General features: G+C 68.6%; 25 protein-coding genes and 1 pseudogene. 16 read left to right on the forward strand and 10 right to left on the reverse strand.

From position 1 onward, the window contains the following. Window positions 1-2 precede the first annotated feature (2 nt). Genes A3CU_RS0139410 through A3CU_RS0139425 form a run of 4 tightly spaced genes read left to right on the forward strand, consistent with a single transcriptional unit; the run spans window position 3 to window position 4,538 of the window. On the forward strand, window positions 3-1,565 hold the full coding sequence (locus tag A3CU_RS0139410; RefSeq protein ID WP_052372967.1) for a sugar ABC transporter ATP-binding protein: 1,563 nt from the start codon (window positions 3-5) through the stop codon (window positions 1,563-1,565). Next, window positions 1,562-2,569 (forward strand): ABC transporter permease, encoded by a 1,008-nt coding sequence (locus A3CU_RS0139415; protein WP_027946864.1) that lies wholly within the window; start codon window positions 1,562-1,564, stop codon window positions 2,567-2,569. The genes A3CU_RS0139410 and A3CU_RS0139415 overlap by 4 nt, the downstream gene beginning before the upstream one ends. Continuing rightward, complete coding sequence (locus A3CU_RS0139420) at window positions 2,566-3,636, forward strand: ABC transporter permease (RefSeq protein WP_052372969.1); 1,071 nt, start codon at window positions 2,566-2,568, stop codon at window positions 3,634-3,636. Before A3CU_RS0139415 ends, A3CU_RS0139420 begins: the two co-directional genes overlap by 4 nt. A gap of 41 nt (window positions 3,637-3,677) precedes the next feature. Then, entirely contained in the window at window positions 3,678-4,538 is an 861-nt protein-coding gene (locus A3CU_RS0139425; RefSeq protein ID WP_027946866.1) for a sugar phosphate isomerase/epimerase family protein, read from the forward strand. Window positions 4,539-4,543: 5 nt separating this feature from the next. Here A3CU_RS0139425 and A3CU_RS0139430 read toward each other — a convergent pair whose 3' ends face one another. The 5 genes from A3CU_RS0139430 to A3CU_RS0139450 form a co-directional block, all read right to left on the reverse strand. Continuing rightward, window positions 4,544-5,050 (reverse strand): GNAT family N-acetyltransferase, encoded by a 507-nt coding sequence (locus A3CU_RS0139430; protein WP_027946867.1) that lies wholly within the window; start codon window positions 5,048-5,050, stop codon window positions 4,544-4,546. Between the two features lie 130 nt (window positions 5,051-5,180). After that, window positions 5,181-6,122 carry a CPBP family intramembrane glutamic endopeptidase gene (locus A3CU_RS48990; RefSeq protein ID WP_052372971.1) on the reverse strand — a complete coding sequence of 314 codons (942 nt, stop codon included), beginning with the start codon at window positions 6,120-6,122 and terminating at the stop codon, window positions 5,181-5,183. A 227-nt stretch (window positions 6,123-6,349) separates the two neighbouring features. Then, window positions 6,350-8,878, reverse strand: a complete 2,529-nt coding sequence (locus tag A3CU_RS0139440; protein WP_027946868.1) for an ABC transporter permease — start codon at window positions 8,876-8,878, stop codon at window positions 6,350-6,352. Between the two features lie 3 nt (window positions 8,879-8,881). Further along, window positions 8,882-9,643: an ABC transporter ATP-binding protein gene (locus A3CU_RS0139445; protein ID WP_027946869.1), complete on the reverse strand. Its 762-nt coding sequence runs from the start codon at window positions 9,641-9,643 to the stop codon at window positions 8,882-8,884. Then, window positions 9,640-9,876 carry a hypothetical protein gene (locus A3CU_RS0139450; RefSeq protein ID WP_027946870.1) on the reverse strand — a complete coding sequence of 79 codons (237 nt, stop codon included), beginning with the start codon at window positions 9,874-9,876 and terminating at the stop codon, window positions 9,640-9,642. The genes A3CU_RS0139445 and A3CU_RS0139450 overlap by 4 nt, the downstream gene beginning before the upstream one ends. A gap of 184 nt (window positions 9,877-10,060) precedes the next feature. Between A3CU_RS0139450 and A3CU_RS0139455 the strand changes: the two genes are divergently transcribed. From A3CU_RS0139455 to A3CU_RS48995, 4 genes are all read left to right on the forward strand, one after another. Further along, window positions 10,061-11,317: a sensor histidine kinase gene (locus A3CU_RS0139455; protein ID WP_027946871.1), complete on the forward strand. Its 1,257-nt coding sequence runs from the start codon at window positions 10,061-10,063 to the stop codon at window positions 11,315-11,317. Then, window positions 11,308-11,967, forward strand: a complete 660-nt coding sequence (locus tag A3CU_RS0139460) for a response regulator transcription factor (protein WP_027946872.1) — start codon at window positions 11,308-11,310, stop codon at window positions 11,965-11,967. Before A3CU_RS0139455 ends, A3CU_RS0139460 begins: the two co-directional genes overlap by 10 nt. Before the next feature lie 128 nt (window positions 11,968-12,095). Beyond that, entirely contained in the window at window positions 12,096-12,752 is a 657-nt protein-coding gene (locus tag A3CU_RS0139465) for a response regulator transcription factor (protein ID WP_027946873.1), read from the forward strand. Window positions 12,753-12,754: 2 nt separating this feature from the next. Beyond that, on the forward strand, window positions 12,755-13,951 hold the full coding sequence (locus A3CU_RS48995; RefSeq protein WP_156960789.1) for a sensor histidine kinase: 1,197 nt from the start codon (window positions 12,755-12,757) through the stop codon (window positions 13,949-13,951). Window positions 13,952-13,984: 33 nt separating this feature from the next. On the opposite strand, the gene A3CU_RS0139475 is transcribed toward A3CU_RS48995, so the two are convergent. Together A3CU_RS0139475 and A3CU_RS0139480 are read right to left on the reverse strand one after the other, a co-directional pair. Then, window positions 13,985-15,742 (reverse strand): MOSC and FAD-binding oxidoreductase domain-containing protein, encoded by a 1,758-nt coding sequence (locus A3CU_RS0139475; protein ID WP_027946874.1) that lies wholly within the window; start codon window positions 15,740-15,742, stop codon window positions 13,985-13,987. A 13-nt stretch (window positions 15,743-15,755) separates the two neighbouring features. Further along, the gene (locus A3CU_RS0139480) at window positions 15,756-16,274 is read right to left on the reverse strand and encodes a CGNR zinc finger domain-containing protein (RefSeq protein ID WP_027946875.1); all 519 of its coding nucleotides are present in this window, start codon (window positions 16,272-16,274) and stop codon (window positions 15,756-15,758) included. An 86-nt stretch (window positions 16,275-16,360) separates the two neighbouring features. Between A3CU_RS0139480 and A3CU_RS0139485 the strand changes: the two genes are divergently transcribed. Continuing rightward, window positions 16,361-17,233 carry an alpha/beta fold hydrolase gene (locus tag A3CU_RS0139485; protein WP_027946876.1) on the forward strand — a complete coding sequence of 291 codons (873 nt, stop codon included), beginning with the start codon at window positions 16,361-16,363 and terminating at the stop codon, window positions 17,231-17,233. Between the two features lie 37 nt (window positions 17,234-17,270). Beyond that, entirely contained in the window at window positions 17,271-17,828 is a 558-nt protein-coding gene (locus A3CU_RS0139490) for a hypothetical protein (protein ID WP_156960785.1), read from the forward strand. Here the strand turns inward: A3CU_RS0139490 and A3CU_RS49000 are convergent. Further along, window positions 17,812-18,522 (reverse strand): annotated as a pseudogene (locus A3CU_RS49000) (MFS transporter). The gene A3CU_RS0139490 and the pseudogene A3CU_RS49000 overlap by 17 nt on opposite strands. A gap of 104 nt (window positions 18,523-18,626) precedes the next feature. On the opposite strand from A3CU_RS49000, the gene A3CU_RS50405 reads away from it, so the two are divergent. Next, complete coding sequence (locus A3CU_RS50405) at window positions 18,627-18,845, forward strand: hypothetical protein (RefSeq protein ID WP_052372977.1); 219 nt, start codon at window positions 18,627-18,629, stop codon at window positions 18,843-18,845. A 72-nt stretch (window positions 18,846-18,917) separates the two neighbouring features. On the opposite strand, the gene A3CU_RS0139505 is transcribed toward A3CU_RS50405, so the two are convergent. Next, window positions 18,918-20,090 (reverse strand): HNH endonuclease signature motif containing protein, encoded by a 1,173-nt coding sequence (locus A3CU_RS0139505; protein ID WP_084144191.1) that lies wholly within the window; start codon window positions 20,088-20,090, stop codon window positions 18,918-18,920. Between the two features lie 224 nt (window positions 20,091-20,314). On the opposite strand from A3CU_RS0139505, the gene A3CU_RS53225 reads away from it, so the two are divergent. The 3 genes from A3CU_RS53225 to A3CU_RS0139515 all read left to right on the forward strand — a co-directional run bounded on the left by A3CU_RS53225 (window position 20,315) and on the right by A3CU_RS0139515 (window position 22,877). Continuing rightward, window positions 20,315-20,596, forward strand: coding sequence for a hypothetical protein (locus A3CU_RS53225; RefSeq protein ID WP_156960786.1), 282 nt, complete (start codon window positions 20,315-20,317; stop codon window positions 20,594-20,596). A gap of 293 nt (window positions 20,597-20,889) precedes the next feature. Beyond that, the gene (locus tag A3CU_RS0139510) at window positions 20,890-21,858 is read left to right on the forward strand and encodes a hydroxyacid dehydrogenase (protein ID WP_027946880.1); all 969 of its coding nucleotides are present in this window, start codon (window positions 20,890-20,892) and stop codon (window positions 21,856-21,858) included. After that, the gene (locus tag A3CU_RS0139515) at window positions 21,855-22,877 is read left to right on the forward strand and encodes an Ldh family oxidoreductase (RefSeq protein ID WP_027946881.1); all 1,023 of its coding nucleotides are present in this window, start codon (window positions 21,855-21,857) and stop codon (window positions 22,875-22,877) included. Before A3CU_RS0139510 ends, A3CU_RS0139515 begins: the two co-directional genes overlap by 4 nt. A gap of 6 nt (window positions 22,878-22,883) precedes the next feature. Here A3CU_RS0139515 and A3CU_RS0139520 read toward each other — a convergent pair whose 3' ends face one another. Next, a complete protein-coding gene (locus A3CU_RS0139520) occupies window positions 22,884-23,723 on the reverse strand; it encodes an SAM-dependent methyltransferase (RefSeq protein ID WP_027946882.1) in 840 nt (279 codons plus the stop codon). A gap of 173 nt (window positions 23,724-23,896) precedes the next feature. On the opposite strand from A3CU_RS0139520, the gene A3CU_RS0139525 reads away from it, so the two are divergent. Both A3CU_RS0139525 and A3CU_RS49010 read left to right on the forward strand, forming a co-directional pair. Beyond that, on the forward strand, window positions 23,897-24,145 hold the full coding sequence (locus A3CU_RS0139525; RefSeq protein WP_027946883.1) for a hypothetical protein: 249 nt from the start codon (window positions 23,897-23,899) through the stop codon (window positions 24,143-24,145). Next, on the forward strand, window positions 24,142-25,668 hold the full coding sequence (locus A3CU_RS49010) for a sodium:solute symporter family protein (RefSeq protein ID WP_052372979.1): 1,527 nt from the start codon (window positions 24,142-24,144) through the stop codon (window positions 25,666-25,668). Before A3CU_RS0139525 ends, A3CU_RS49010 begins: the two co-directional genes overlap by 4 nt. The last annotated feature ends 3 nt before the right edge of the window (window positions 25,669-25,671 follow it).

The raw sequence follows: 25,671 nt of genomic DNA on the forward strand, positions 1-25,671 counted from the left end.
CCATGTCCCAGCATTCCGCGTCCGACCCTTCGCCGGCCGCTGTGGATACCGCGGGGGAAACCGCGCGGCTGCGGATCACCGGGCTGGCCAAGCGGTTCGGTGCGGTGCGCGCGATCCGGCACGCCGACCTGACGGTGCGGCCCGGCACGGTGCACGCGCTGGTGGGGGAGAACGGCGCCGGCAAGTCCACCCTCATCAAGATCGTGTCCGGCGCCGAGTCACCGGACGCGGGGGAGGTGGAGTTCGACGGCCGGACGGTGCACGTCGGGTCCACTGTGGACGCGATGCGGCTGGGCGTGGCCACGGTTTACCAGGAGCCGCAACTGTTCGGCGAGCTGACCGTCGCGGAGAACATCTTCCTCGGCAGGGAGCTGCGCCGGGCGGGCCGGATCGACTGGGCGCGGCAGAACGAGCGGGTCGTGGCGTTGCTGGACCTGCTGGAGCTGCCGGCCCGCTACGCCACGGTCGGCGTCGCCACGCTGTCCATCGCCGCGCGACAGCAGGTGTCCATCGCGAAGGCGCTGGCCGGTGACGCGCGGTTGCTGATCCTGGACGAACCGTCCGCGATCCTCACCGACGCCGAGATCGAGGTGCTGTTCCGGGTGATCCGCCGGCTCACCGACACCGGCGTGTCGGTGCTGTACATCTCGCACCGGCTGGACGAGCTGTTCCGCATCGCCGACGAGGTCACGGTGATGCGGGACGGCTCGACCATCGGCAGCTACCCGATCGGCGAGTTGACCGTGCGGCGCATCGCCGAGCTGATGGTGGGCGGCATCCTGACCGAGACCCGGCGGGCGCGCACGGTGCCCGACGCCGAGCCGGTGCTGGCGCTGGAGAAGTTGGGCCGCACGGGGCGGTTCCACGACGTCACGGTCGCGGTGCGGCCCGGCGAGGTGGTCAGCCTGTACGGGCTGGTCGGGTCCGGGGTCGCGGAGATCGCCGCCACCGTCTACGGCATGGACCGGCCCACCGCCGGCCGCATCCTGCTGGACGGGCGGCCGGTGGCGCCGCGATCCCCGCGGCACGCCCAGAAACTGGGTATCGCGCTGTTGCCGGCCGACCGCACGAAGCAGGGCATGTTCGGGTTCCAGTCGCTGGCGTTCAACATCTCCGCCGGCCACCTGCCGATGCTGTCCCGCGCCGGGATCGTGGACCGCCGGCGCGAGCGCACCATCGCCCGCCAACTGATCGACCGCCTTGCCGTCCGCACGCCCAGCGAGCGGCAGCCGATCGCCGCGCTGTCCGGTGGCAACGCGCAGAAGGTGGTGCTCGCCCGGCAGCTCGTCGAGCGGCCCGCCGTGCTGGTGCTGGAGGAACCCACGCAAGGCGTGGACGTGGGCGCCAAGGAGGAGATCCACCGGATCATCGACGAGCTGGCCGAGGCCGGGACGGCGGTGCTGGTGGTGACCTCCGACCTGCCGGAGGCGCTGCGCATCTCCGACCGCATCCAGGTGGTGCGCGGCGGCACCACCACCGTGGCCTTCGGCCCGGACGCGACCCAGGTCGACGTGCTCGCCGCCGCCGCGGGCGCACCCGGCGACGCCGGGGAGGAGGGAGCATGACCGCCACCGCCACCGACGCGGCCACAGCACGCTCGCGCGGGCGCGTCCTGCCTGCGCCGGTCTCCGGCCAGGAACTGGTGCTGATCGGCGTGATCGTCGCGCTGTGGGCGATCCTCGCGGTCACCACACCGGCGTTTTTCACCGGCGTCTCGGTGCGCGCGCTGCTGGTGAACACCGCACCGATCGCGCTGGTGGGCGTCGGCATGACGATGGTCATCATCACCGCGGGCATCGACGTGTCGGTGGGCGCCGCGATCATGGTCTGCGCGGTGACCACCGCCAAGCTGCTGGTCGGCGCCGAGCTGGCACTGCCGGTCGCGGTGCTGGCCGCGATCGTCACCGGTGGCGTGCTCGGCGTGGTCAACGGGGTGCTGATCGCCTACGGCCGGGTGCACCCGATCATCATCACGTTCGGCACCGCGAACCTGTTCCAGTTCGCCGGGTTGCAGCTGTTCGGTTCCCAGACGGTGAACAACATTCCGCACACCCTGGACGTGTTCGGTCTGGGGCCCGCCGGCCGCACACTCGGGATTCCGAACACCTTCGCGATCACCGTCGTCGTCGCGGCCGTGGCGTGGTGGTACCTGCGGCACACCGCGGGCGGCCGGCACCTCTACGCGATCGGCGGCGACCCGCAGGCGGCCCGGCTGGCCGGGGTCCGGGTGCGGCGCAGGACACTGCTCGCCTACCTGATCACCGGCCTGCTCGTCGGTCTCGCTGCTTGCTTCACCATCGCCTCCGGCACCACCACGCTGGACCAGTCCGTCGGCATCGGCAAGGAACTGGCGGTCATCGCCGCCGTGGTGATCGGTGGCACCTCGATCATGGGCGGGCGCGGCTCGGTGCTCGGCACGTTCCTCGGTGCGCTGCTGGTGCAGACCGTCACCTCCGGCGTCACCCACCTTGGCTGGCCCTCCCAGCTGTCGGACCTGTTCGTCGGGATCTTCATCGTGATCGCCGTCGGGTCGGACCTGCTTCGCGAGCGGGCAAGGAGACAAGCATGAGCGAGATCGCACCGCCGGACGCGGCGCGCGAGTCACTGCCCCGCCTCTTGCTGCGAATGCTGCTCACCCAGCGGATCGCGCTGCTGGTGGTGCTCATCGTGCTGGTCGTGGTGTGGTTCACGGTGCTCGGTTCCGGCGGTTACCTCAGCGCGCCGTATGACGCGGGATACCTGGCGTCCACGCTGATCAACGCCGTACCGCTGGCCATGCTGGGCCTGGCCGAGCTGCTGGTCATCTCCTCCGGCCGGGGCGGTATCGACCTGTCCGTCGGCTCGATCGTGTCGCTGGCCGGAATGACCTTCGGCTTCGCCTACGGCGAGTGGGGCTGGCCGCTGTGGCTGGCCATCCTGCTCGCCGCCTTGGTCGGCGGCGCGCTCGGCGCGATCAACGGGTTCCTGGTGGCCTACCTCGGTTTTCCCGCGTTGATCACCACACTGGCCACCTACTACGCGTACAAGTCGCTGGCCATCGTGATCAACCACCAGCAGCCCATCGGCACCGCCCCGATCCAGCAGTTGTTCTCCACCGCGCGATCGGTGCAGCTGCCGGTGATCGGCGAGTTCCTGCCGGCCATTCCGTTGGGAATCTTCACCTTCCTGCTGCCCACGGTGGTGGTGGTCTGGGTCGTGCTGGCCCGCGGCAGCGACGGCCGGCGGCTCTACGCGATCGGCACCAACGACGTCGCCGCCGAATGGTCCACGATCAACGTCCGGGCGACCAGGTTCAAGGCGTACCTGCTGGCCGGCGTGATCTCCGGGCTCGTTTCCGTGGTCACCGTCGCCCAGTTCGCCTCGGCCCGGCCGGACGCGGGTACGTCCGGCAACGGCATGGCACTGCCCGCGATCACCATCGCCGTGCTCGGCGGCGTCGCCATCACCGGCGGGGTCGGCCGGGTCGCCGGGGTCGTGCTGGCCACCCTCCTGGTGGTCTGGCTCAACGCCGGCATTCTGCTCGCGTTCGTCGGCAACACCGGTTCGCAGTACCAGCTCGCCGCACTCGGCGGGGTGCTGGTGTTCGCCGCGCTGCTCAACGGCGTGGCCGGCCGACGATACGGGGGGACCCGCTGAAGGCGGGCCAGCACCGACACGAGGAGAGAGGACCCTTCGCCGTGACCAACCCGATCGGCATCCATGCCCTGGTCTGGGCCGGGGGCTGGAGCCGTGACCAGGCCCGGCACGCCATCGCCAGCAGCGCCGAGGCCGGTTACGACCTGATCGAGCTGTCCGCCCTCGAACCGGACACAGTGGACGCGGCCGGCACGGCCGCGCTGCTGGCCGAGTACGGCCTGGCCGCGAGCGTCAGCCTCGGGCTCGACGAGTCGACCGACGTGTCCAGCGAGGACCCGGAGATCGTCGCCGCCGGTCGCCGGCGCCTGACCGCCGCGGTGGACCTGGTGCGCGATATCGGCGGTAATTATCTGGGCGGGGTGCTGTTCTCCAAACTCGGCCGGTACACCACGCCACCCACCGAGCGCGGCCGTGCGCATGCCCGGGAAGCGCTGGCCACGCTGGCCGACCGTGCTGCCGCCTCGGACATCACGCTCGGCCTGGAGTTCTGCAACCGGTACGAGACCAACCTGCTCAACACGACCGCGCAGACCCTGGACTTCATCGCCGAACTCGGCCGGGACAACGTCGTCGCGCACCTGGACACCTACCACATGAACATCGAGGAGACGTCGTTCCGGGAACCGGTGCTGGCCGCCGCCGCGGCCGGCAAGCTCGGTTACGTGCACGTCGGTGAGTCCCATCGCGGGGCACTCGGCACGGGTTCGGTTCCCTGGGCGGAGTTCTTCACCGCACTGCGCGACGTCGACTACACCGGAACCATCACGTTCGAGTCGTTTTCCTCCGAGGTCGTGCACCCGAGCCTGTCCAGCAACCTGTGCATCTGGCGTGACCCGTGGACCGACGGGATGCGACTGGCCCGCGACGCTCGGCAGTTTCTGCGAGACAACCTCGACGTCTAGCGCTGTCACACGTCCCGGCGCATGCACACCCGAGGCCAACGGTCCAGGCCGTGCGCGGCCTCACGTGCCCGAATCGCCTGTAGGCCCGGCGTCAGCTCGTCCTCACTCAGAACCCGAAAGCCGAGCCGCAGGTAGTAAGGCGCGTTCCACGGCACCTCGGCGAACGTGGTCAACGTCAGGGCCGGGATTCCGGCCGAGCCCGCCCTGGCGGCCACGTCATCCACCAGTGCCCGCCCCACACCCTGACGCCCGTGATCCGGATGCACGGATACCTGCTCGATGTGCACGCAGCCATCGACCGAATCGGAGATCAGGTAAGCCACCGGCAGATCGGCTCCATCAACCGCGACCCAGGCCCGCCCCGCACGCTGGTACTCGGCCAGCGTCTCCACCGGCAACGGTTCGTCATCGGCGATCTCCGGCATTCCCACGTCACGGAAGCACTGCCCGGCGGCCCGCTCGATGTCCCGCAGAACATCCAGCTCGCCCACGTCTACCCTTCGGATCCGCACCTGTTCATTATCGGCCAGTCCGGTTCTCCGACTTGCCGCCGGGACCAGGGCGCTGCCCCTGGACCCAGCGGCAAGCCGATCACAACATCCACTTTGAACAGCGCTGGACAGCCCGTGGAACGGTCTGTGCTCAGCCGGTTACGCCGGTCCGTGCACCGCCGGTTTCCGGCACTTCGGTTGCCGCGCGTGGCCGGTATGCGAGCCTGCCGCGGGTCGTCACGAGCAGTACGAGCGCCGTTAGTCCGAAGACGAGAAGAACGACGTGGGCCGAGGACTGGTGCGAGTCGCCGAGTGTGGGAAATACGAACGCCCACCCGATCGACAAGAAGTTGTTGACGCTGGCGTGCAACAACATCGCGACCGGCAGGCTCTCGCCGGTGCGGTTGAACACCCAGGTCATGACGATGCTGATGGCGATGCAGGAGATGATGAACTCAACGGGATCCACCCAGGTGACATTGGGGTATCCGCCCCACTCCGTCAGGAACAGCGGCAGGTGCCAAATGCCCCAGAGCACGCCGAGCAGGAGCGTGCCGGGCAGCGGACCGAACCGCGGCTGCATCAAGGGCAGCGCGAAGTCACGCCAGCCGGGCTCCTCGGCGATACCGGTCGTGAGGACCTGCAGAATGAGTCCGGGCACGATGGCCACGAGCACCGTCGCGGGCGGGACGGCCATGTTTGCCACGCCGGCGAACGGAATGCCGCCGAGGATGAGGGCGACGGGGACGCCGATGAGCGCCAGGACGTACCACTTCCAGTTGACCCGCCACTTCAGCAAGCGCCCGAGCCATCGGCGCAACCCGGGCCTGCCTTCGGCGACCGCGGTGACGATGAACGCGGCGAGGATCGGGCCGAGATAGGCGCCGGGCAGCATGCCGAGGATCTGCGAGGTGCCCAACACCTTGGGGAACTCGAAGTCCTCCTCACCGATGCCGTTCTTGGACATCACATAAGGCGTCCATGCGATCCAGCTCAGTCCCGTCGCCAGGACGAAGAAACTCGTCAACGGGTGATGGCGGACGATGGAACGCAAGAAGCCGGCCTTCTGGCCAGGTTGCCCACGATTGTCCACGGGCTTTTCCCTTCAATGTTGTTCAGAACGTGTTCGGGCAGTCAGGCCGTGACTTTGGTCGACAGCATTTCTTCGGAAAAGGATGTTTTCGTTTCTCGAATCCGGTGACCTGGAAGGTACAAGCTGCCGCCTGCCGGCACAGCAGCGTCAGCTACCGGATCGCGGGTATAGCCAGCTGGTGTTCGATCGATCGGTCCGAGGTGGACCCTGGTGAGATCCGCGTGGGTTCATGACGGCTGGGTGCGGGCCTCGATGGGGGGTGTGCGCAGTAGCCGACGGGTGGGCAGGTCGGTGGTGAGGAAGGTGATCACCACAACCACCACCGCGATCACCGGTGTCAGCCACACCGGTCCGGCCGGCCACGGCTGGTGCAGGAAACCGATGGACAGCAACACGACGGGCACGACCGACAGCCCCAGACCGGTGGCCAGTGAGGTAATGCAGATCAATGCCGCCTCACGCCGCATCATCGCCCGGACCTGTCTCGCGGTGGTGCCGATCAGCCGCAGGGTGGCGAATTCGTTGCGGCGTTGGGCGGTGGCGGCGACGATCTTGTTCGCGATGCCGAGCAGGAGATAGCCCAGCAGCACCGCCAGTACCGCGATGTTGATCCACAACTCAGGACTGACGGTGGTCGTCCCACCCAGTGCGGCCGCGGGATCGTCGTCGAGCACCAGGCCCGGACGGGACGCGGTGAAGGCGGCGACGTTCTGCTTGACGGCGTCCGTGCCATCGGTGCGGATCAGGATGCCGTCGTCCAGTCCGGTAGTGGTGTGCCCGGCGACGAGGTCGTGGGAGAGCACCACCGTGCCGAAACCGAGACCACGTGCGTAGGTGGCGACAACCTTGGCCTTGACCTGCTGCCCGTCGCCGAGGACCAGGTTGATCTCGCTGCCTACCGACGCGTCACGCGATCCAGCGGCCCCGTCGTCGACGGCGACGGTGGCGCCGGTGAGCTCAGCGAGATCACCCGTGCGTACGCCGAGATCGAGGACTTCCGGCGCGGCCCCGGTCAGGACGAGCGCGGACTCGCTCTCGGCCTCGACTTCGTCGACGATCTGGTAGGGCCACAGAACCGTCGTGCTCGAAACCGGGGTCGCGGTCTGGACACCGGGTACGGCCGCCGCCGCGGCGGCCACGTCGCCGGGCACCCCACCCAACTCGGGCGCGCTGATGCGGAACTGCGCGCGCGTACCGTCCTGCACCTCGCTGGCGGTGGCCGCCAGCATCGTGGTCTGCGTGAAGGTGTAGGTGAGCGTGAAGACCACGGTCATGGCGAGGGTCGTGATGGCCGCGGCCATCCGCAGCGCGTAACCCCGGCCGTTGGCCACCGCCAGCCAGGTCGGCGCGGAAACACCCGCCGGCAGCATCCGCGCGAGGACTCGGCTGAGCCGCTGGACAAAAGCCGGACCGGCCATCGCGAGCCCGATCACCGCGACGATACCGGCGATGGTGGTGGCAGACGCCCCGATCTCCGACCGGTTCAGCATCGGCATGATCGAGAACGCGGTGGCCCCGAGAATCAGCAGGACGCCGACCAAGGTCCGAACTATCGATGGAGTGCGCGGTTCGCTGCGTGACTCGGCTACGGCCTCGGTGGCCGGCAGACGGGAAGTACGCCACGTCGCGCAGCGTGCGGACACCTGCACCACGACGGTCAAGAGCAGGGTCGCAGCGATCGCCGGCCACGGGCTGACGGTCAGCGACAGACTCGAGGGGACGAGACCGATCGACACCAGCATCCGCCGGAACTGCTCGGCCACCAGATAACCGGCGCCGAGGCCGATCACCGTGCCAACAAGCGCGACGATGGTGGCCTGCGCGGCCGTGAATCTGCGGATCTGGCGTGGCAGCGCCCCGATGGCACGCATCAGGGCGAGATCCTGTCGTTGCGCCCCGATCGACACGGCCGACGCGCCACCCACGATGAACCCGATGATCAGCAGAACGGTCCCGGCCATCGAAAACGCGAGCAGCGGAAGGAGAGATCGTGCCGCCGACGCACCGAGGTCCTCGACGTCACCTATCTCCGAACCGGTGGACACGAGCAGTCCACTCCCGTCCAGGGTTTTTCGCACCTCGGTGGCAACGGAGCCGGCAGCACCCGCGTCGGTGCGCAGCACCACCAGGTCGACGGCGCCGCCGCGGCCGGCCAGTTCCACGGCCGTGAGATCAGCGAAGAAGATCCCACCCGGTCGCGCGGTGGTGACCACGGCCGAGACGCGGTAGTTACCCTGGCGCCCGGCGGCGCTCACGGCGACCTGGTCGCCGGCCGACACGCCGGCCGCGGTCGCGAGGTCGTTGTCGAGGGCGATCTCGCCTGGGCCGGTTGGGGCCGTACCCGAGATGCGCGCGTCGTCCAGTAAGGCGGTGGAGGACCAGCTATGTCCGGTGGCGCGCGGGTCTCCGGCCGACACGACCGCGCCTCGCGCGTCGATGATGGCGGCGGGAAAGCTCACGTCACCGATCGCGGTCCGGACGCCCGGGAGCTCAGCCAGTTGGCCGGCCAGGTCCGCGGGCACCCCGGCGCGTTCCGGCAACGCCACGGGGAAGTCGCCGGAGGGCGTGTAGGACTGGCTGGCCGACACGGTGATGTCGGCGGGGGCAAGCCGGTTCGCCGGAGCGTGCGAACGCAGGCCGGACTCCGCTATCACTCCGATACAGGTGATGAGGATCGCACCAATGAGCGTGGCGCACACGACGGCGAGCAGGGCGGCGATCCGGTGGCGGGCGGTATGCAGCGCCAGGCGCAGCATCGTCTACTCCGTTTCAAGTTTGGTGATGCGCCTGGCGAGGTCGTCGGCGTTGGGCGCGGTGACGGTATCGACGATCCGCCCGTCGGTCATGACCAGCGCGAGGTCGGCGTGCGCGGCCGCGGCGGCGTCGTGTGTGACCATGACGACGGTTTGCCCGAGGCCGTGGACCATTTCACGGAGCAGGTCGAGCACGTCGCGGGCGCTTCGCAGGTCCAGCGCGCCGGTTGGTTCGTCCGCGAACACGACCGCCGGCCGGGCGATCAGCGCCCGGACGATCGCGGCCCGCTGTTGCTGGCCGCCGGAGAGCTCGGCCGGGCGGTGCGCGAGGCGGTCGGCCAAACCGACGCGATCGACCAGCGTACGCAACCAGTCCTTGTCCGGCGCGGTGCCGGCCAGTCGTAGTGGCAGCGTGATGTTGTCGGCGATGCTGAGCGAGGGCAACAAGTTGTAGGACTGGAAGACGAAACCCACCTGTTCCCGGCGCAGTTCGGTGCGGCGGGTTTCGCTCAAGGCGCTGATGTCGGTGTCGCCGATGACAACACGTCCGCTGGTGGGGACGTCCAGGCCGGAGGCACAGTGCATCAGCGTGCTCTTGCCCGATCCGGACGGTCCCATCACGGCGACGAAGGAGCCGCGCTCCACGGTCAGGCTCACCTCATCGAGCGCTCTGAGGCCATTGGGATAGGTCTTGGTCACTTGCGTCAGTGCAACGGTGGACAGCTTCTTCGTCCTTTGTGGTCGGTCTGCCGTGGTTCGGGTGGTCATCCGCGTCGGTGGTGGTAGTGGTGGACGATCAGGCCGATGCCGCTCAAGACGATGAGCACCCCGAATCCGAAACCGATGCGGACGTCCAAGCTCGTGGGCGAGACCACCAGCTCCCCGGAAACACCGACGATCAGCACCAGCCACAACAACGGACGAAGTCGTCCGGCTCCGGTGGTGGGCTGTCTTTCTCGGTGAGCCCCGGGATTCTCCGTGCTGCGATCGGGGTCCGTCATGGACGCTCCATGGTCGACGGCCTGTGTGGACGCGGCCGAGCGTATGGCGCCATGATCGCCCCGGGCGAACCCGCGAGCTGGACCGTTGGGGTACAGCAGGCTGTACGTTCGCTCCGGATACCTGGGCAGCGGGCGGCCACTCATGGTGTCCTAGCATTCGATCTTCATCAAGGAGGTGCGGCGGATGCCGACCCGCGAAGCCCCGGCGCCGACCCCTTCCCGGCGGCTGGCCACCCGCGCGCGCGTCACCATGGAAGCCTTCGAACACCTCATCGGCGGACTCGGCACCGCGATCCTGGCCGTTGGCGCGCTGCTCGCGCTGATCGTGACCGCACTGATGTGCCTCGTGGGCGTGGGTTTTCTCCTGGCCCCCTTCGTGCCGCGGGCGGTGCGCGTGATCGCCGATCGGGAGCGTGCGCGGCTTTCGCGCTGGGACACGGAGATCATTGGTCCGGCTCCGGTGCCCGCCCGGTTGGGTGCCGCCGTCAAGGATCCCGCAGTGCGCCGCGAGCTGGGCTGGGCGTCCTGGCATGCGACCGGCGGGCTCGCGGTCGGCCTGATCGGCGTGACGTTGCCGCTCTACGTGGTCACCAACGGCACCTTCCCGCTGTGGTGGCACCTGGTGCCGCCGGAGAAATCCAGCGACTCGCTGGAGCTCGTGCAGGTGCACAGCACGCGGGACGCCCTCTGGGTGAGCCTGCTGGGCCTGGGCTGGCTGGTCGTCGTGTTCGTCGTCCTACCCGGCATGGCCAGGCTGCAGGCGTGGCCCGGACGCCGCCTTCTCTCGCCCGAACCCGGTGCCGACCTCGCCCTCCGGGTCGCGCAGCTGACCGCGACCCGGGCCGCCGCGCTGGACGCCCACTCCGCCGAACTGCGGAGGATCGAACGTGCGCTGCACGACGGGGCCCAGAACCGGCTCGTGGCGGTCAACGTCCTGCTCGGCGCCTCTCGTCGGGCACTTGCCCGGGATCCGTCCGACGCCCACGCCATCCTCGACCGCGCCCAGAACTCCGCCGAGGAAGCGCTCGGCGAGCTGCGCCGGGTGGTCCGCAGCATTCTGCCGCCGGGGCTGGCCGATCGCAGCCTTCCCGACGCCCTCACCGGCTTGGCCGCATCGTGCCCGGTGGACTGCCGGATCGATGCCGACCTACCTCGCCGGTGCGCCGCATCCGTCGAGGCGACGGCCTACTTCGTGGTGGCCGAGGCGCTGACCAACATTGCCAAGCACAGCTACGCCCGGCAGGCCAACGTCCGACTTCGCTACGCCGATGACGAGTTGCGGCTGGAGATCACCGACGACGGACGCGGTGGCGCCGACGAGCACAGCGGTTCCGGGATAGTCGGCATGCGCCGCCGGATCGAAGCGGTGGACGGAGAATTCTCGCTGGTCAGTCCGGCCGGCGGACCGACGACCCTGACGGTGAGCCTGCCATGCGGATAGTGATCGCCGAGGATGACCTCCTGTTGCGCGAAGGTGTGACGCTGCTGCTGCGCGCGGAGTCACTCGACGTCGTGGCCACCGCCGGTACACCCGACGATTTCCTGGCCGCGGTCGAGAAACACGAGCCCGATGTGGCCATTGTGGACGTTCGGATGCCACCGACGCACACCAACGAAGGCATCCTTGCCGCCGTCGAGGCCAGGCGGCGGCAGCCGGACCTGGCCGTGCTCGTGCTCTCGGCCTACGTCGAACATGCCTTCGCCACCGATCTACTGGCCGGCGGCACCTCCCGCCTCGGCTATCTGCTCAAGGAACGGGTGGGACGAGTCGGGGAATTCCTGGATGCGCTGCACCGGGTGGCGCGCGGAGGTACCGCCATCGATCCGGAAGTCGTCGCCCAGCTCATGACCAGAAGCCGGCCCGACGCCGACCTGGAGCGCCTGAGCGCCCGGGAACGCGACGTGCTGGCGCTGATGGCGGAAGGACTGGGCAACGGCGCCATCGCCGAGCGGCTCTACGTCACGAACGGGGCCGTCCACAAGCACATTCGCAGCATCTTCGCCAAGCTGAACCTCGCTCCGACCGATCGCGCGGACCGGCGTGTCGCCGCCGTCCTGCGCTACCTCGAATCCACCCAGGGACGCCGCTGACGGGGACGGACACGATCTGTCCGTCCACAGTGCGCTCGTACCGCTCGAACTTCTTGTCGTAGCGGACGATGTCGTCGAGTTCGGCGAGTCATATCCGTTCCATATGCGGGTGTTGCGACAATCCCTGGGTGCGTGTGCTCCTGGTGGAAGACGAGCAGCCTCTCGCCGGGTACATCGCGGTCGGGTTGCGCAAGCATGGTTTCGTTGTCGACATCGCACTCGACGGTCGGACCGCTTTGGACAAATGCGAGGTCACGCCGTACGACGTGGTGGTACTGGACCGGGACCTCCCGGTCGTGCACGGCGACGCGGTGTGCCGCGAGCTCGCCGGACGAGGGCGATCGCGGGTGTTGATGCTGACCGCGTCCGACGCCGTGGAGGACCGGGTCGGCGGGCTGATGCTGGGCGCGGACGACTACCTGGGCAAGCCGTTCGCGTTCTCCGAACTCGTTGCGCGGGTGCACGCTCTGGTGCGGCGCAGCGCGCCGGCTCGTCCGCCGGTGCTGCGCGCCGCGGGTGTGGCCCTGGATCCGGCGCGGCGCAGCGCCGAGCGGGACGGGCGGCTGCTGCGTCTGACGCCCAAGGAGTTCGGGGTGCTCGAGCAGTTGCTGGCCGCCGGGGGTGACGTGGTCAGCGCGGAAACATTGTTGGACAAGGTATGGGACGAGCACGCGGATCCGTTCACCAACGCGGTCCGGATCACCGTGGGCACGCTGCGCCGCAAGCTCGGTGATCCACCGCTGATCGAAACCGTCACCGGTGCCGGCTACCGGATCGGCGGTTGAGGATGCTGCGCCTGACCGCCCGGGCCCGGCTCACCCTGCTGCTGACCGCCCTGGTGGCGGTCAGCGGCGCCGGGCTGGCCGGGTTGACCTACCTGTTGCGCCGCAACGGTGTGTTCTTCACGCAGCTGACCCCGACCAGCTCTGATTCATCGGGCATACCCCACCCGCCGCCACCGTCGGAAGCGGAAGTGCGCGACATCGCCGACCGGGTGGCGGCCGAGACCCTGTCCGCGCTGCTGCCCCGGGCCGGTTTGGCGCTCGTCGTGGTAACCGTGGTGGCCGCCGTACTGGGGTGGCTGGTGGCCGGGCGGGTGCTGCGGCCGATCCGCGTGATTTCTTCCACGGCCCAGCGGCTGTCCGCGGAGAACCTCACCGAGCGCGTCCCGGTCAGCACCCCTGCCGACGAACTGTCCGCATTGGCGGGCACGGTCAACGAGATGCTCGACCGCATCCAGCGTGGCGTCGCCGAGCGGGATCGGATCCTGGACAGCCAGCGGCTGTTCACCGCCAACGCCGCCCACGAACTGCGTACGCCGCTGACCACCGCACGCACGGCGATCGACGTCACCCTGGACGGAAACCCCAGCCGAGCCGAACTGCTCGCGATGACCGGCGATGTACGGGACGCGGTCGAGCACATGCAACGCGTCCTGAATGGACTGCTGCTGTTGTCCCGCAGCCAGGCCGGGCTCGGAACGCAGGAGCCGGTCGACCTGGCCGCCGTCGCGACCGCTGCCCTCGACGCCGCCGGAGCGCGGGCGGCAGCCGCCGACATCGCCGTACGATCCGAGCTCCGGCCGGCACCGGTCAGCGGCGAACCGGTCCTGCTGGAACGGATGATCTTCAACCTGGTCGACAACGCGGTCCGCCACAACCGGGCAGGCGGGCAGTTGGCCATCGGCACGGGTACCGAGAATGGACGGGCCGTCCTGCGGATCTCCAACACCGGCCGGGAAATCCCGCCCGGCGAGGCGCAGACGCTGCTGGAACCGTTCGTGCACGGGCAGGGGACTCGCGTCCGGACCGATGGCCTGGGGCTGGGGCTGGGGCTGTCCATTGTGCGCGCGGTCGCGCTCGCTCACCAGGGACGGATCGAGGTCACCGCCCGGCCTGGCGGCGGTCTCGGCATCACCGTCGAACTCCCGGAAGATTCGATGGCAACGGCGGATCGACCGGCCCGACAACGCGAGCGTCCGTAAGGGCTTGCGGAGCAAAGGGTTCTTCGGGCCTTGTCAGAGGTCGAGGACGAGGTCGGTTTCGGGTTGTGAGCAGCAGACGAGCGTTGTTCCCCGGGCCGGGGGCTCCAGGGGATCAGGCCGGTACCGGACCGCGCCGCACAGGATTCGAGTCTGGCAGGTGTGGCAGACGCCGGTGCGGCAGGACCAGCGGGTCGGGATGTCGCAGGCTTCCGCGAGGTCGAGGACGGTGCGGTAGTCCTCGTTCCACGGCACGGTCAGGCCGCTGCGGGTAAAGGTGATCCGGGGCCCGGCGCCGGCGGGACCCGGGGGCTGGTGTGGCGGGGTACGGGTGGCGCCGGTGAGGCCGGGGTTGACGGCCGGGAGCGTGCCGAACAGTTCGGTGTGGATGCGATCGGTGGCCAGGCCGATGCTGGTCAGCGCCTCGCGCATGGCGTCCATGAACTTGCTCGGGCCGCACAGGTACGTGGTCGCGGCGGCGGGCAGGCCGAGCGCGGCCAGTGTCTCGCGGTTGAGCCGGCCCCGAATGGCAGGTGGCGCCACGCTCGCCGTCGGCGCGGTGTAGTAGACGTGTTCGTGACTTCGGTCGAGGCTGGTCAGCAGTTGGTGGGCCTCGGCGGCGAAGGCGTGCTCGGCCTCTGATCGTGCGGTGTGCAGCCACCAGACGTCGCGTTCGCTGTGCGCCGCGGCGAGTGCGTGCAGCATCCCCAGCACGGGCGTCACCCCGACGCCCGCCGAGAGCAGGAGCACGGGCGTGGTGTCGTCGCCGTCTTCGGGTAGGACGAACTCGCCTTGTGGGGCGGCGACGTCCACGGTGTCGCCGACCCGCAGGCGGGTATGGAGATACCTGCTGACGACGCCGTGGGTCTCGCGTTTCACGCTGATGCGGTACTCGCTGTCCGACGGGGCGGCTGACAGTGAGTAGTTGCGTACCGGCGGCGGGTCGCCGGCACCGGTGACCCGCAGCGTGAGGTACTGGCCTGGCTTGGGACGGGGCAGCGGGGTGCTGTCCGGTGTCGCCAGATGAATCGACGACACCGTCGCGCTCTCGGGCTTGATCCGGGTGACTCGCAGCGGCCGGAAGCCGGCCCAGCCAGTGGGTTCGGCGGGTTCGGCGCCGGTGGGTGGCGCACCGGCGGGTGCCTGGTGCTCGGCGGCCTCCAGCAGTTCGCGGAACGACGCCTGCCAGCCCGGGCTGAGCGCGGGGATGTCCACGGCTGTGCGAAGTTGGTCGAGATCGCGGTCAGGCAGGTAGAGCAGTGCGTCGATGGCGGCGACGCTCATCCGGTGCCGGCCGGTTCTGGTGCGGATGATCTCGTCGCCTGCCTGTACGCGGCCTTCGGTGATGACCCGGAGGTAGAAGCCGGGCCGATGGTGGGCGACCAGCAGCGCGGGCATCTCGGGCTCACCAAGGCGCATGCCGACCCGGAAACAGGTGACGCGCGGCTGGGTGACCTCGAATTCGGCCTTCCCGATGCGATAGCGGTCGCCGATGTGCACCTGGTCATCGGGCAAGCCGTCGACGGTGAAGTTCTCCCCGAACCTGCCGTATTCGAGGTCGTCGCGGCCGAGGTGCCCTCGCCAGTACTCGTAGGACTGACGCTGGTAGACGAGCACGGCACGTATTTCTCCGCCGTGGCCGTTCAAATCGCCTTGCCCGTCACCGTCGATGTTGAGCTTGCGGACCATGCGCGGGCCGTCGACGGGATATTTGAAGATTCCGGTGTGGACGGTCCGGCCCTGCCAGGGCACGTCCTGTGGCAAGCCGACATTCAGTGACAGTAGGCGTGCCATGCGCTCGCCTCCTTCAGGTCGTGGAGCGCGTGCGCTGGTAGTGCCGACGGGCTTTCATACGGTTGCCGCAGGCCGCCATCGAACACCAGCGGGCACGGTTCGGTTTGCTGTGGTCGATCAGGAATAGCCGGCACTCCGGGTTGGCGCAGGGGCGCAGCCGTCCAGGACTGGACACCCGCAGCGCGTCCCAGGTGAGTACGGCCCGTGCCGCGGCCGACCGTCCCTTTGGCAGGTCGAGGTTCCACGCTACGCCGTCGCCGGCGAGTGAGGCGCGGTAGTACACCCCGTCGACGAAACGGGCGAGGGACGCCGGAACCTCGTCACCGCGGACCACGTTCTGCAACGCCGCGCGCGCGTCGAGAATGGCGTGCCACTCGGCGTCGGAGGCCGGTTGGTCGTGTGCGGTCAGCCATCGCCGGCCGGCCTCGGCGTCGGCCAGGTCGTCGCGCTGCGCCCCGTCGACGATCGGGGTCGTGTTGAGCAGGTCGAGCAGCAGGGGCTCGTCCAGCGGTGTTTCGCGGGTCTCGATCACCAAGCTAACCTCCAAAATTCCCTTGACAGGTTATAGTACGCGCTGGTTGAGTCTAACTAGTAAAGTCGATTAGAAAGGTTAGAAAAATGACTGTCGTTCACCACCGCTACGCGACCGTGCAGGGCCGGCGGCTGTTCTACCGGGAGGCCGGTCCCGCCGACGCTCCGGCGATCGTGCTGTTGCACGGCTTCCCGACCAGCTCGTTCATGTTCCGCACGCTGATTCCGGCGCTGGCCGACCGGTACCACGTGATCGCCCCTGACCACCTCGGATACGGGCAGTCCGATGCGCCGTCGGTCGACGAGTTCGACTACACCTTCGACGCCCTGACCGACCTGACCGCGGCGCTGCTCGAGCACCTGGGCGTGTCGCGCTACGCGATCTACGTCCAGGACTACGGCGCCCCGATCGGCTGGCGTCTCGCGGAGGCCGACCCGCAGGCCATCACGGCGATCATCACCCAGAGCGGCAACGGCTACGACGACGGCTTTGTCTCCGGCTTCTGGCAGACCATCTGGGACTACCAACGTGCGCAGACCCCGGAGACCGAGGCCGGCGTCCGCGCCATGCTGACCTTGGAGGCCACGAAGTGGCAGTACCTCACCGGCGTCGCCGACGAGAGCCTGGTCAGCCCGGACACCTGGCAGCACGATTTCGCGCTGCTGTCCCGGCCGGGCAATGACGCCATCCAGTTGGCGCTGTTCCGCGACTACGCCACCAATGCGCCGCGGTACCCGGCGCTACACGAGTACCTGCGCCGTAACCACCCACCGGTACTCGCGGTGTGGGGCAAGGGCGACCCGATCTTCGGACCCGAGGGCGCCAGCGCGTTCGCCAAGGACGTGCCGGACGCCGAGATCCACCTGCTTGATGGCGGTCACTTCCTGTTGGAAAGCGCCGGTGATCAGGTCGCCGAGCTGATCCGCGATTTCCTGGGCCGGGCGACGGTAACCCGCTGAACACGCGGGTTCATCGGTCAGTGGCCAGGGCGGCATCATGTCGCCGTCGGCCTTGTCCTGTCGGGAATGGGGCATGGTCGGCGGCGGCACGTCCCTGACCGACGTCGACGAAACGGAAGGGATGAGCATGCAAAACCTGCCGAGGGGAGCCACCGGCTTCTGGGACGCTACGGCTGGTCCTGCACCCAGCGTGGACGTCAAGGCTTTTCGCGCCGCCTGCTACGAGGCTGCCCGCGTGACCAGTGCCGAGGTTCGATCCTTCACTCGTCCTCAAGGATCAACGCCGAACTTCTACACCGCCGTCTTGAGCTATAGAACCGGTCCGGTGGCCGTCGTCTGTCACGTCATCCTGCCGCTGCTGGCCACCGCCTGGCCGCCTGCCGCAGACGACAGCGGCCCGCTGTCGTTCATCGACGTCGAACAGTTGGCCCCTGTGCTGTCCCAGATTCCGCATTTCCGATTGCTGAGTGCCAGCGAACTCCGACAGCCGCTTGCCCGCGTCGACCTGTCCCGGCTGGGGGACGGTGAACGTGAGCAGGTTCGTTACTGGCAGCCGGAAACGGTAGGTGCCATGCTGTTCAACTACTGGGACTGACCACGCACCGGTTCGGCCGCGCCATACTTCGAAGGCACGCCGGCGTCTCAATGGGCCGAATGGATCCTGCGGCATCGAATGGCTGGCACCCGCAGTACTCACACATCCCCTGCTCCAACCAACTCGGCTTCACGCACCCGCCAAGGCCGCCCGCGGCACCGACCACGCCGGTGGCCGAGCCGACCTTGCTCGCCGGTGCGAGCAACGCGACCAGCGCGAACACCGCACCGCTGCCCGAGCCGAGCGCGGCGGCCACGACCAGGAACGCGATGGTGCCCTACGGCATCAACGTCGGGTTGATCGCCAGCACCGCGGCGGCGGCCGTCACCACGGCGAAGACGCCGATCAGGACGCGGATCGGGCCGAGCCGGTCGGACAGCCAGCCGCCGACCGGGCGCATCAGGACCGCGAGCAGCACGAACCCGGCCATCCGGTTGGCCGCGTCGAACTGGGTGAGCCCGTAGGCGGTCTTCAGTTCGGCCGGCAGGTACACCGAAAACGAGACATACCCGCCGAAGGTCAGCGCGCCCACCGGGATCAGGCCCAGCGACCCGACCACGACGGGGACGGCCACCACCAGCGCTTGCTGGACCGCGGTCAAGCCGAGGGAGTCCTGGAACAGCGGCCCGAGCGGGCTCAGCAGCGCCCACGCCCAGAAGTTGATCGCGAACCCGATCGTGGCCAGGCTCAGCATCAGCACCCGGCGCCAGCGTCGCGTTCTCCGTTCTCGCGGTCATCCGGCCGGCGCTGCTAAGCCGGTCTGTCGCACCGGACCGTGGAGAGCGGTTCTACGCGTGGATGTATGCGGCGAGAGCCGTGCCGCTGGGTGTGCTGGCCGCGATCGCGCCGATGCTCGCCTTGGGGCTTCTCAGCGCGCTGGCACTGCCGGCGGCCGCGTGTGTCCAGGTGGCCGACGTCGCCATCGGCTTGTCCCGCCCGGAATGGGGCAAGGTCAGCGGCGGTACCTCCTTGACCGTCATCCACACCGCCACCGCCCTGGGGGCCCTGGGCGGATAGGCGCCATCGCGGAGTGGCCGCGTGAAGCGGCTGCGCTTTGGTGTGGCAGCCGTCGTGACTTGGTCTGTGGGTTCAGAACGGCGGCTCCTGAATGTCGGGCGAATTGTCCTTTGTGGACTTGTCCGGACTTTCGACGTTCGGTTTGAAGATGGTTTCGGGTCGGGTGGTGTGTTGGCGTCCCGTCGGGGTCGTTACCGTCAGCTCGCCCGTTGCCTCATTCAGGTGGAAGTCCCATCCTTCGACGTCCTTCAGGCGGTGGCAGCGTCGGCAGAGGCAGTTGAGGTTGCTTTTCGAGGTGTGGCCGTTTTTGCCACGCCGGTAGTCGCGGTGGTGGTCGACGTCGGAGCGTTGGGCGGGTCGTCGGCAGCCGGGCGCGCGGCATTCGCGGTCACGAACTCGGACGAATTCGCCGAGGGCGGCGGGTGGTCGGTAGCGGGTGCGGCCGACGTCGAGGACGGCGCCGGAGGCCGGGTCGCAGGTGACTTTGCGCCACACACTGTTGGGATCGTGCATGATCTGTCGAGCGACCTTACCGGGGATCGGCCCGTGGCCGGCGAGTTCGCATCCGGTGTTGGTGATGCCCAGCGCTGCGTCGATCGGAACATGGACGTAGACCTGGGCGAGCACGCCGGGCAGGCCCTCGTGCTTACCCAACGCCAGATCCGCCAGCACGTCCGCTCGCAGTTGGTCAAGGGTGCGGTCCTCGTCCTTGGTCTTCAACTTCCGGGCAATGCCATCCACCCGGGCGTAAATCGCGCTGGCGATCTCGGCGGGGAGATACGCCCAGAGGGAAGCCATTCCCTCTTCGGCATGCACCAACTCGACCCGGCGATCCTTCCGGCGCCTCTTCGCCCGCTCCGTATACCCGTCAGGATCAACCGCGCAAACAGCATCCCGCGCGATCCGCCGCACCTTCGCGGAATCCTTACCCGCCAAGCGTCCAGCGATCCGCTCGTCCACCTCGCGAGCATGCTCATCCGACAGGGCCGCGGTCACGTCACAGACTTTGCCAGCCGTATGCAGGTCGATCTCGCCGTGCTCCATGGCGGCCAGCAGCCGAGGAAGCCGGGTGGTCAAAACCTCCGCCGCGCCGACCAGGCCCGCGGCGGCCTGTCTGGTCATGCCGAGTCCGAGTGCGACTTCGTCGGTCACCCATCTGGTGTGGCCTCGGACCTTGCATAGCCGGGCGATCGCGTGTACCTGGATGGCTTGGGCTCGGCATATCGCTTCCCGCGCCACGCTCATGGTCGACCGCAGCGTGATCGGACATGCGAGAGATATCGTCGCCGCACAGCGAAAACAGGTTATACATCATGGGGGAGTCCTTCGTCTCGAAACGGAAAACCTAATTTTATCGCTCGTACGAACGAAAGTCCATCGAACACGACGTGAAAATCCGTTATCAGGCTGGTGGGAGACCGGCGGCCAACAGTGATACCCGGCCACCCAGGATCGTAGATTTTCCAACCTTGGATACCGGGAAGGGCGCGGCGATCGCGTATCTTTGTCCCAGTGTGCCCGGGCAAGATTTCGGCAGCGGTGAAGATATCTATACGGTTATCCTCACGACATGGTTTCCGGGTTCGATTGACCGGATCAATGAATTCCCTTGCTTTGTCTTCATCGCCATCCCTGTCGTCGGACGGGAGACGCTTTCGGTCGAGCGATACCGGGAACGGTCGGTGAACACCCCGGCACCGCGCCGGATGTCCACGTGGCCCTGGGTTTCAACGCCGGCAAGCGATCCGTAGTGACGGCTGGCTGGTGCTGACCATTGCCGCGAGTCCGCGGTGCAGGCAGTCGTCCGAGGGGAGCGGGGCTTGTGTCGGCCGTCGACCTGGGCTACCGTCGAAACAATTGGTAAGACCTCTAGCCAGAGAGGATCGTTTGGCTGTGTCAACCCGCAGGTACAAGAGCAGCTGAGACAACGACAATCCATTGAGGACGGTGATGTTGCGCAGCACCCCGACGACGCTGATCACGGAAACCCGCTACCCGTCCATCGGCCTGTGAACCCTGCGACCGTAAAGGAACACCGCTCGCCATGACCGCACTGATCGACGTGGTGGTGACCGAGGACATCACCGGTGCGCCGCTGGACGAACTGGCCGCGCGCCGCCAGGTGGTGTTCCGGCCGGACGCCTGGCGTGACCGCACCGGACTGCGTGACCTGGCGCAGCGTGCCAGGGCGCTGGTGGTGCGCAACCGCACCGAGGTGGATGACGACCTGCTGGGCGCGCCGGACCTGCGGATCGTCGCCCGGGTGGGCGTCGGGCTGGACAACATCGACCTGGTCGCCGCGGACCGGCGCGGGATAGTGGTGTCCGCGCCGCTGGGCGCCAACGCGATCAGCGTCGCCGAGCACACCTTGGGGCTGGCGCTGGCGCTGGCTCGCCGCACCGCGCGGCTGCACGCCGGCTGCCGGGCCGGGGAATGGGACCGCAGCGCCGGAATCGAGCTGCACGGCGGCACCTGGGGACTGCTGGGCGCGGGTGCGACCGGCCGGGCGTGCGGGCGCCTGGCCCGCGCGCTGGGCATGCGGGTGCTCGCGCACGATCCGGGCGTCGACCCCGACGATGCGGGCCTGACCGCGGCGGGCATCGAACTGGCGCCGCTGGCGGAGGTGGTGGCCGGCGCGGACGTGCTGTCCGTTCATCTGCCGGCGACGGACTCCACGCGCGGGCTGGTGGACGCCCGGCTGCTGGCCCGGATGCGGCCCACCGCCCTGCTGGTCAACGTCGGCCGGGGCGAGGTGGTCGACGAGGAGGCACTCGCCGACGCGGTGGAGTCCGGCGCGCTGGCCGGCGCGGCTCTCGACGTGCGCGCCCAGGAACCGCCACCGCCGGGCCGGCTGGAAACGCTGGACAACGTGCTGCTCACCCCGCACATTGCCGGAATCACCACACAGAGCCAAAAGCGCATCCTGAGTACGCTGGTCGCCGATATCGACGCGGTACTCGACGGCGGCCGGCCGGCCTCGGCGGTGGACGCGTGGGGGAGGGGGCGCAAGTGAAGATCCGCCTCGCCGAAGCGCGCGACCTGGCGACCGAACTGCTGGCCGGCGCGGGCCTGTCGAGCGACCGGGCGGCACGGACGGCCTGGTGCGTGGTGGTGGCCGACGCCTGGGGAGTCGGCTCGCACGGACTGCTGCGGCTGCCGTACTACCTGCACCGCATGCGGCACGGCGGCTATCCGCCGGATGCGGAGCTGACCGAGGTGACCGACTCCGGCCCGCTGGTGACCTTGGACGGCGGTGGCGGGCTGGGGCACTGGCAGGCGTGGCGGGCCGCGGAGATCGCGGCCGAGCGGTGCGCCCGATTCGGCGTCGCCGCGGTCTCGGTGGCCAACTCCGGGCACTGCGGGGCGGTGGGCCTGTATACCGTGCCGGGTATCGAGGCGGGGCAGGTCACCCTGGTGTTCTCCAACGGACCCGCGGTGATGCCGGCCTGGGGCGGCGCGAAACCGTTGCTGTCCACCTCACCGCTGGCGGCCGGCATCCCCTCCCGGCCACGACCGGCCATTGTCGACATGGCGACCAGTGCGGTGGCCCGGGGCAGGATCGCCGCACACGCGAAGAGCGGCACGCCGCTGCCACCGGGCTGGGCACTGGACGCCGGGGGACAACCCACCACCGATCCGCAGGCCGCGCTGCATGGCCTGCTCGCTCCGCTGGGCGGTGCCAAGGGGTTCGCGCTCGCGCTGGTGGTGGAGGCGCTGGCCGGCGGGCTGGCCGGACCGAACCTGTCGGCCGAGGTGCCGGATATGTTCGCCGACTCGGGTGCCGCGCATCCGCAGCGCATCGGTCACCTGCTGGTCGCCCTGGACCCCAACCGGTTCGGCGCCGCGTCCGCCCGGCTCGACCGGCTCGCCTTGTCCGTTGTGGACAGTGGGGGCCGACTGCCGGGCGAGCGGCGCGCGCTGCCCGCGGACCTCGATCCCGATCAGGAACTGGACATCGCCGACTCGACCATGGCCGAGCTGCGCGTCTGGGCCGGGAAGCTCGGTGTGGCGGCTACCGGTCGAGGATCTTGACCCTCGTTACGGCTTGCGCGCCATGCCGGCGATGATCCGGGACTCCGATGGTGTTTCGGTGAACAGTGTCTTGTCGTCGGGGTGCCAGGCCGGCGCGTATACCAGGCCGGGTGGCAGCATCTCCCAGTTGCCGAAGAACCGGCCGAACTCCTCGGTGGTGCGCAACTGAACCGGGTTGGTCGTGCTGTCGTAGTAGCTGACCAGGTCGACCAGGGCCTGCCGTTCGTCCTCGCTGCGGGGGTTCTCGTTCGTCATCTGGCTCAGCACCAGCAGCGAGCCGGGCGGGCAGAGTTGCCGGTAGTAGTCCAGTACCCAGTCTGGGTCTTCGGTGTCTCGGACGAAGTGCAGGACGGCGTTGATGATCACGGCGACCGGTTGTTGCAGGTTGATGATGCCGGTCTGGTGCACTCGTTCCCATAGGTCGTCGGGGCGTAGCAGGTCCGCGGCGATTGCTTTGTGTCGTTGTGGGTCAGCGCTTTCGGCGAGCAGCAGCGTGGAATGTGCCAGCGCGATCGGCTCGTTGTCGATGTAGACCACGCGGGTGTCTCGCTCCGGCCGGGCCGCGTCGGCGACATCGTGCACGTTGCCCGCGGTCGGCAGTCCCGACCCGATATCGATGAACTGGGTGACGCCTAGGTCAATGCAACGCCGCACCGCGCGGCCCAGGAACAGCCGGCAGGTTTTGCAGTAGTCGGCGATGATGGGAATTCGTCGCCGCACCTTCTCGGCGAATTCCCGGTCGATGGCGTAGTTGTGCGTACCGCCGATGACGTAGTCGTACACCCGCGCCGCCGAGGGCCGGTCAAGGCTGTTCTCCACCAGTCGTAGCGCGTCATCGTGGTCCATCCCGGGCCCCTTCCTGGTTGCCGTACATGCTATCGGCGGAGCGGCGGGATGATCCTTGTGGTGCCCGCGGGTTCGGTTCGCCAGCGCGGAAGGACTCCTTGACGTGCTTCACCACCTCATGTCACGGTGGACCAAGATTGGTAAGACCTCCGGCCTCAGAGTGGAGACGTGGAATGGTCCGGTCCGTAGTCCTCGCCTGGTTGTTACTCAATGCCGTCGTCCTGGTCCTCTACACGGTGGTCCCGGTCATCTGGTTCAACGACGGCCACCGCGCGGTGGCCGGGATGCCCGTGATGCTGTTGTGGTTCACCATCCTCCCGGTCGCGGTGCCGGGCGTGATGGCGCTGTTCTACCTGTGGGACCGGCGCCTGATGGCCCGGCTCCGGCGGCGCGCGCCGCGGAACGGGGGTGAAGACCGGTGACGCCGCTGGTGATCCTGGTCTTTGCCATCGTCCTCACCTTCGGCGTCCTTGTCGCGGGCGCGTGGGCGGGCCGGACGAAGAACCAGAACCTGGAAGGCTGGCTGGTCCACCACCGCGGGATGGGGTCGGTGCTGCTGTGGTTCCTGCTGGGCAGCGAAATCTATACGGCCTTTACGTTCCAGGGGCTCGCCGGCTATTCCTATTCCAAGGGTGCCGCCGGGTTCTACAACGTTGCGCAGAACGACGTCGCGTACGCGATCGCTTTCCTGGTGCTGCCGTGTATCTGGATGCTGGGCAAGCGGTTCGGCTATGTCACGCAGGCGGATTTCGTCGCGCACCGGTACGGCAGCAAGGCGCTTGGCGTGTTCGTCGCGCTGTCCACCGCGCTGATCATGATCGCCTACATCGACCTCAACATCGAGGGCCTGTCCGCGATCTTCCGCATCCTCGGCGGCGGGGCGATCTCCCCGGTGCTGGGCAACGTGATCGCGTTCGTGGTGCTCGCCTGCGCGGTGTTCATCGGCGGGATCCGCGGCAACGCGATCCAGTCGGTGATCAAGGACCTGCTGATGTTCGCGGCGGTCGGGGCCTTGTTCATCGCCGTGCCGATGACGTTCTTCGACGGCTTCGGCGACATGTATTCCTCGTTCGTGGAAAAGATCCCGGGGTACTTCCAGCTGCCCTCGGCGAAGGCACCCGAACTCGGTCCGGTGTGGCTGATCTCGACGGTGCTGGTCACCGGGGTGGGGCAGTGGATGTGGCCGCAGTGGTTCGGCACCGCGTTCACCGCGTCCTCGCCGACGGCGCTCAAACGCCAAGCGGTGCTGATGCCCTTCTACCAGATCGTGAAGGTGGCGGTGCTGACCGTCGGGTTCGCCGCGATCATCGCCCTGGGCACCGGCCTGGTCGGCAACGACGTGGTGATGCGCATGATGCGGGACATCTTCCCCGGTTGGGCGCTGGTGCTGATGGCGATCGCCGCCATGCTCTCGGCGATCGTGCCGGCGGGACCGATCGTGATGACGTCGGCGAGCCTGTTGTCCCGCAACGTGGTGCACGCGCTCAAACCCGAACTGTCCGACCGGCGGATCTTCTGGCTGACCCGGATGCTGGTGTTCCCGCTCGTGGGCGCTGCGCTGGTGCTCACGCTGGTCGCGCCGGCGCTCATCGTGAGCGTGCTGCTGGTCGCCTACGCGTTCATCACCCAGCTGTTCCCCGGGATCGTCGTGGGCGGGATCTTCTGGAAGCGGGCCACCAAGGAGGGCATGCTGTCGGGCCTTCTCGTCGGCTGGGCCGTCACCGCCGTGCTGCTGTTGAGCGGGCACGATCCGCTGTTCGGGGTGAACGCGGGGCTGATCGCGCTGGTGGCTAACCTGATCGTGTTCGTGGTGGTGAGCCTGTGCACGACGCCATCGCCGGCCGGGCAGAGCGTGGGCACGACACTGCGCGAGATCGCAGCCGAATCCGGGCCGGGGGAGCGGGAAACCCGGGCGGTGACACCGGTTCCCGCGGTGGAGGACTGACCC

The sequence above is a fragment of the Amycolatopsis taiwanensis DSM 45107 genome (genome assembly GCF_000519205.1).
GTDB lineage: Bacteria > Actinomycetota > Actinomycetes > Mycobacteriales > Pseudonocardiaceae > Amycolatopsis_E > Amycolatopsis_E taiwanensis.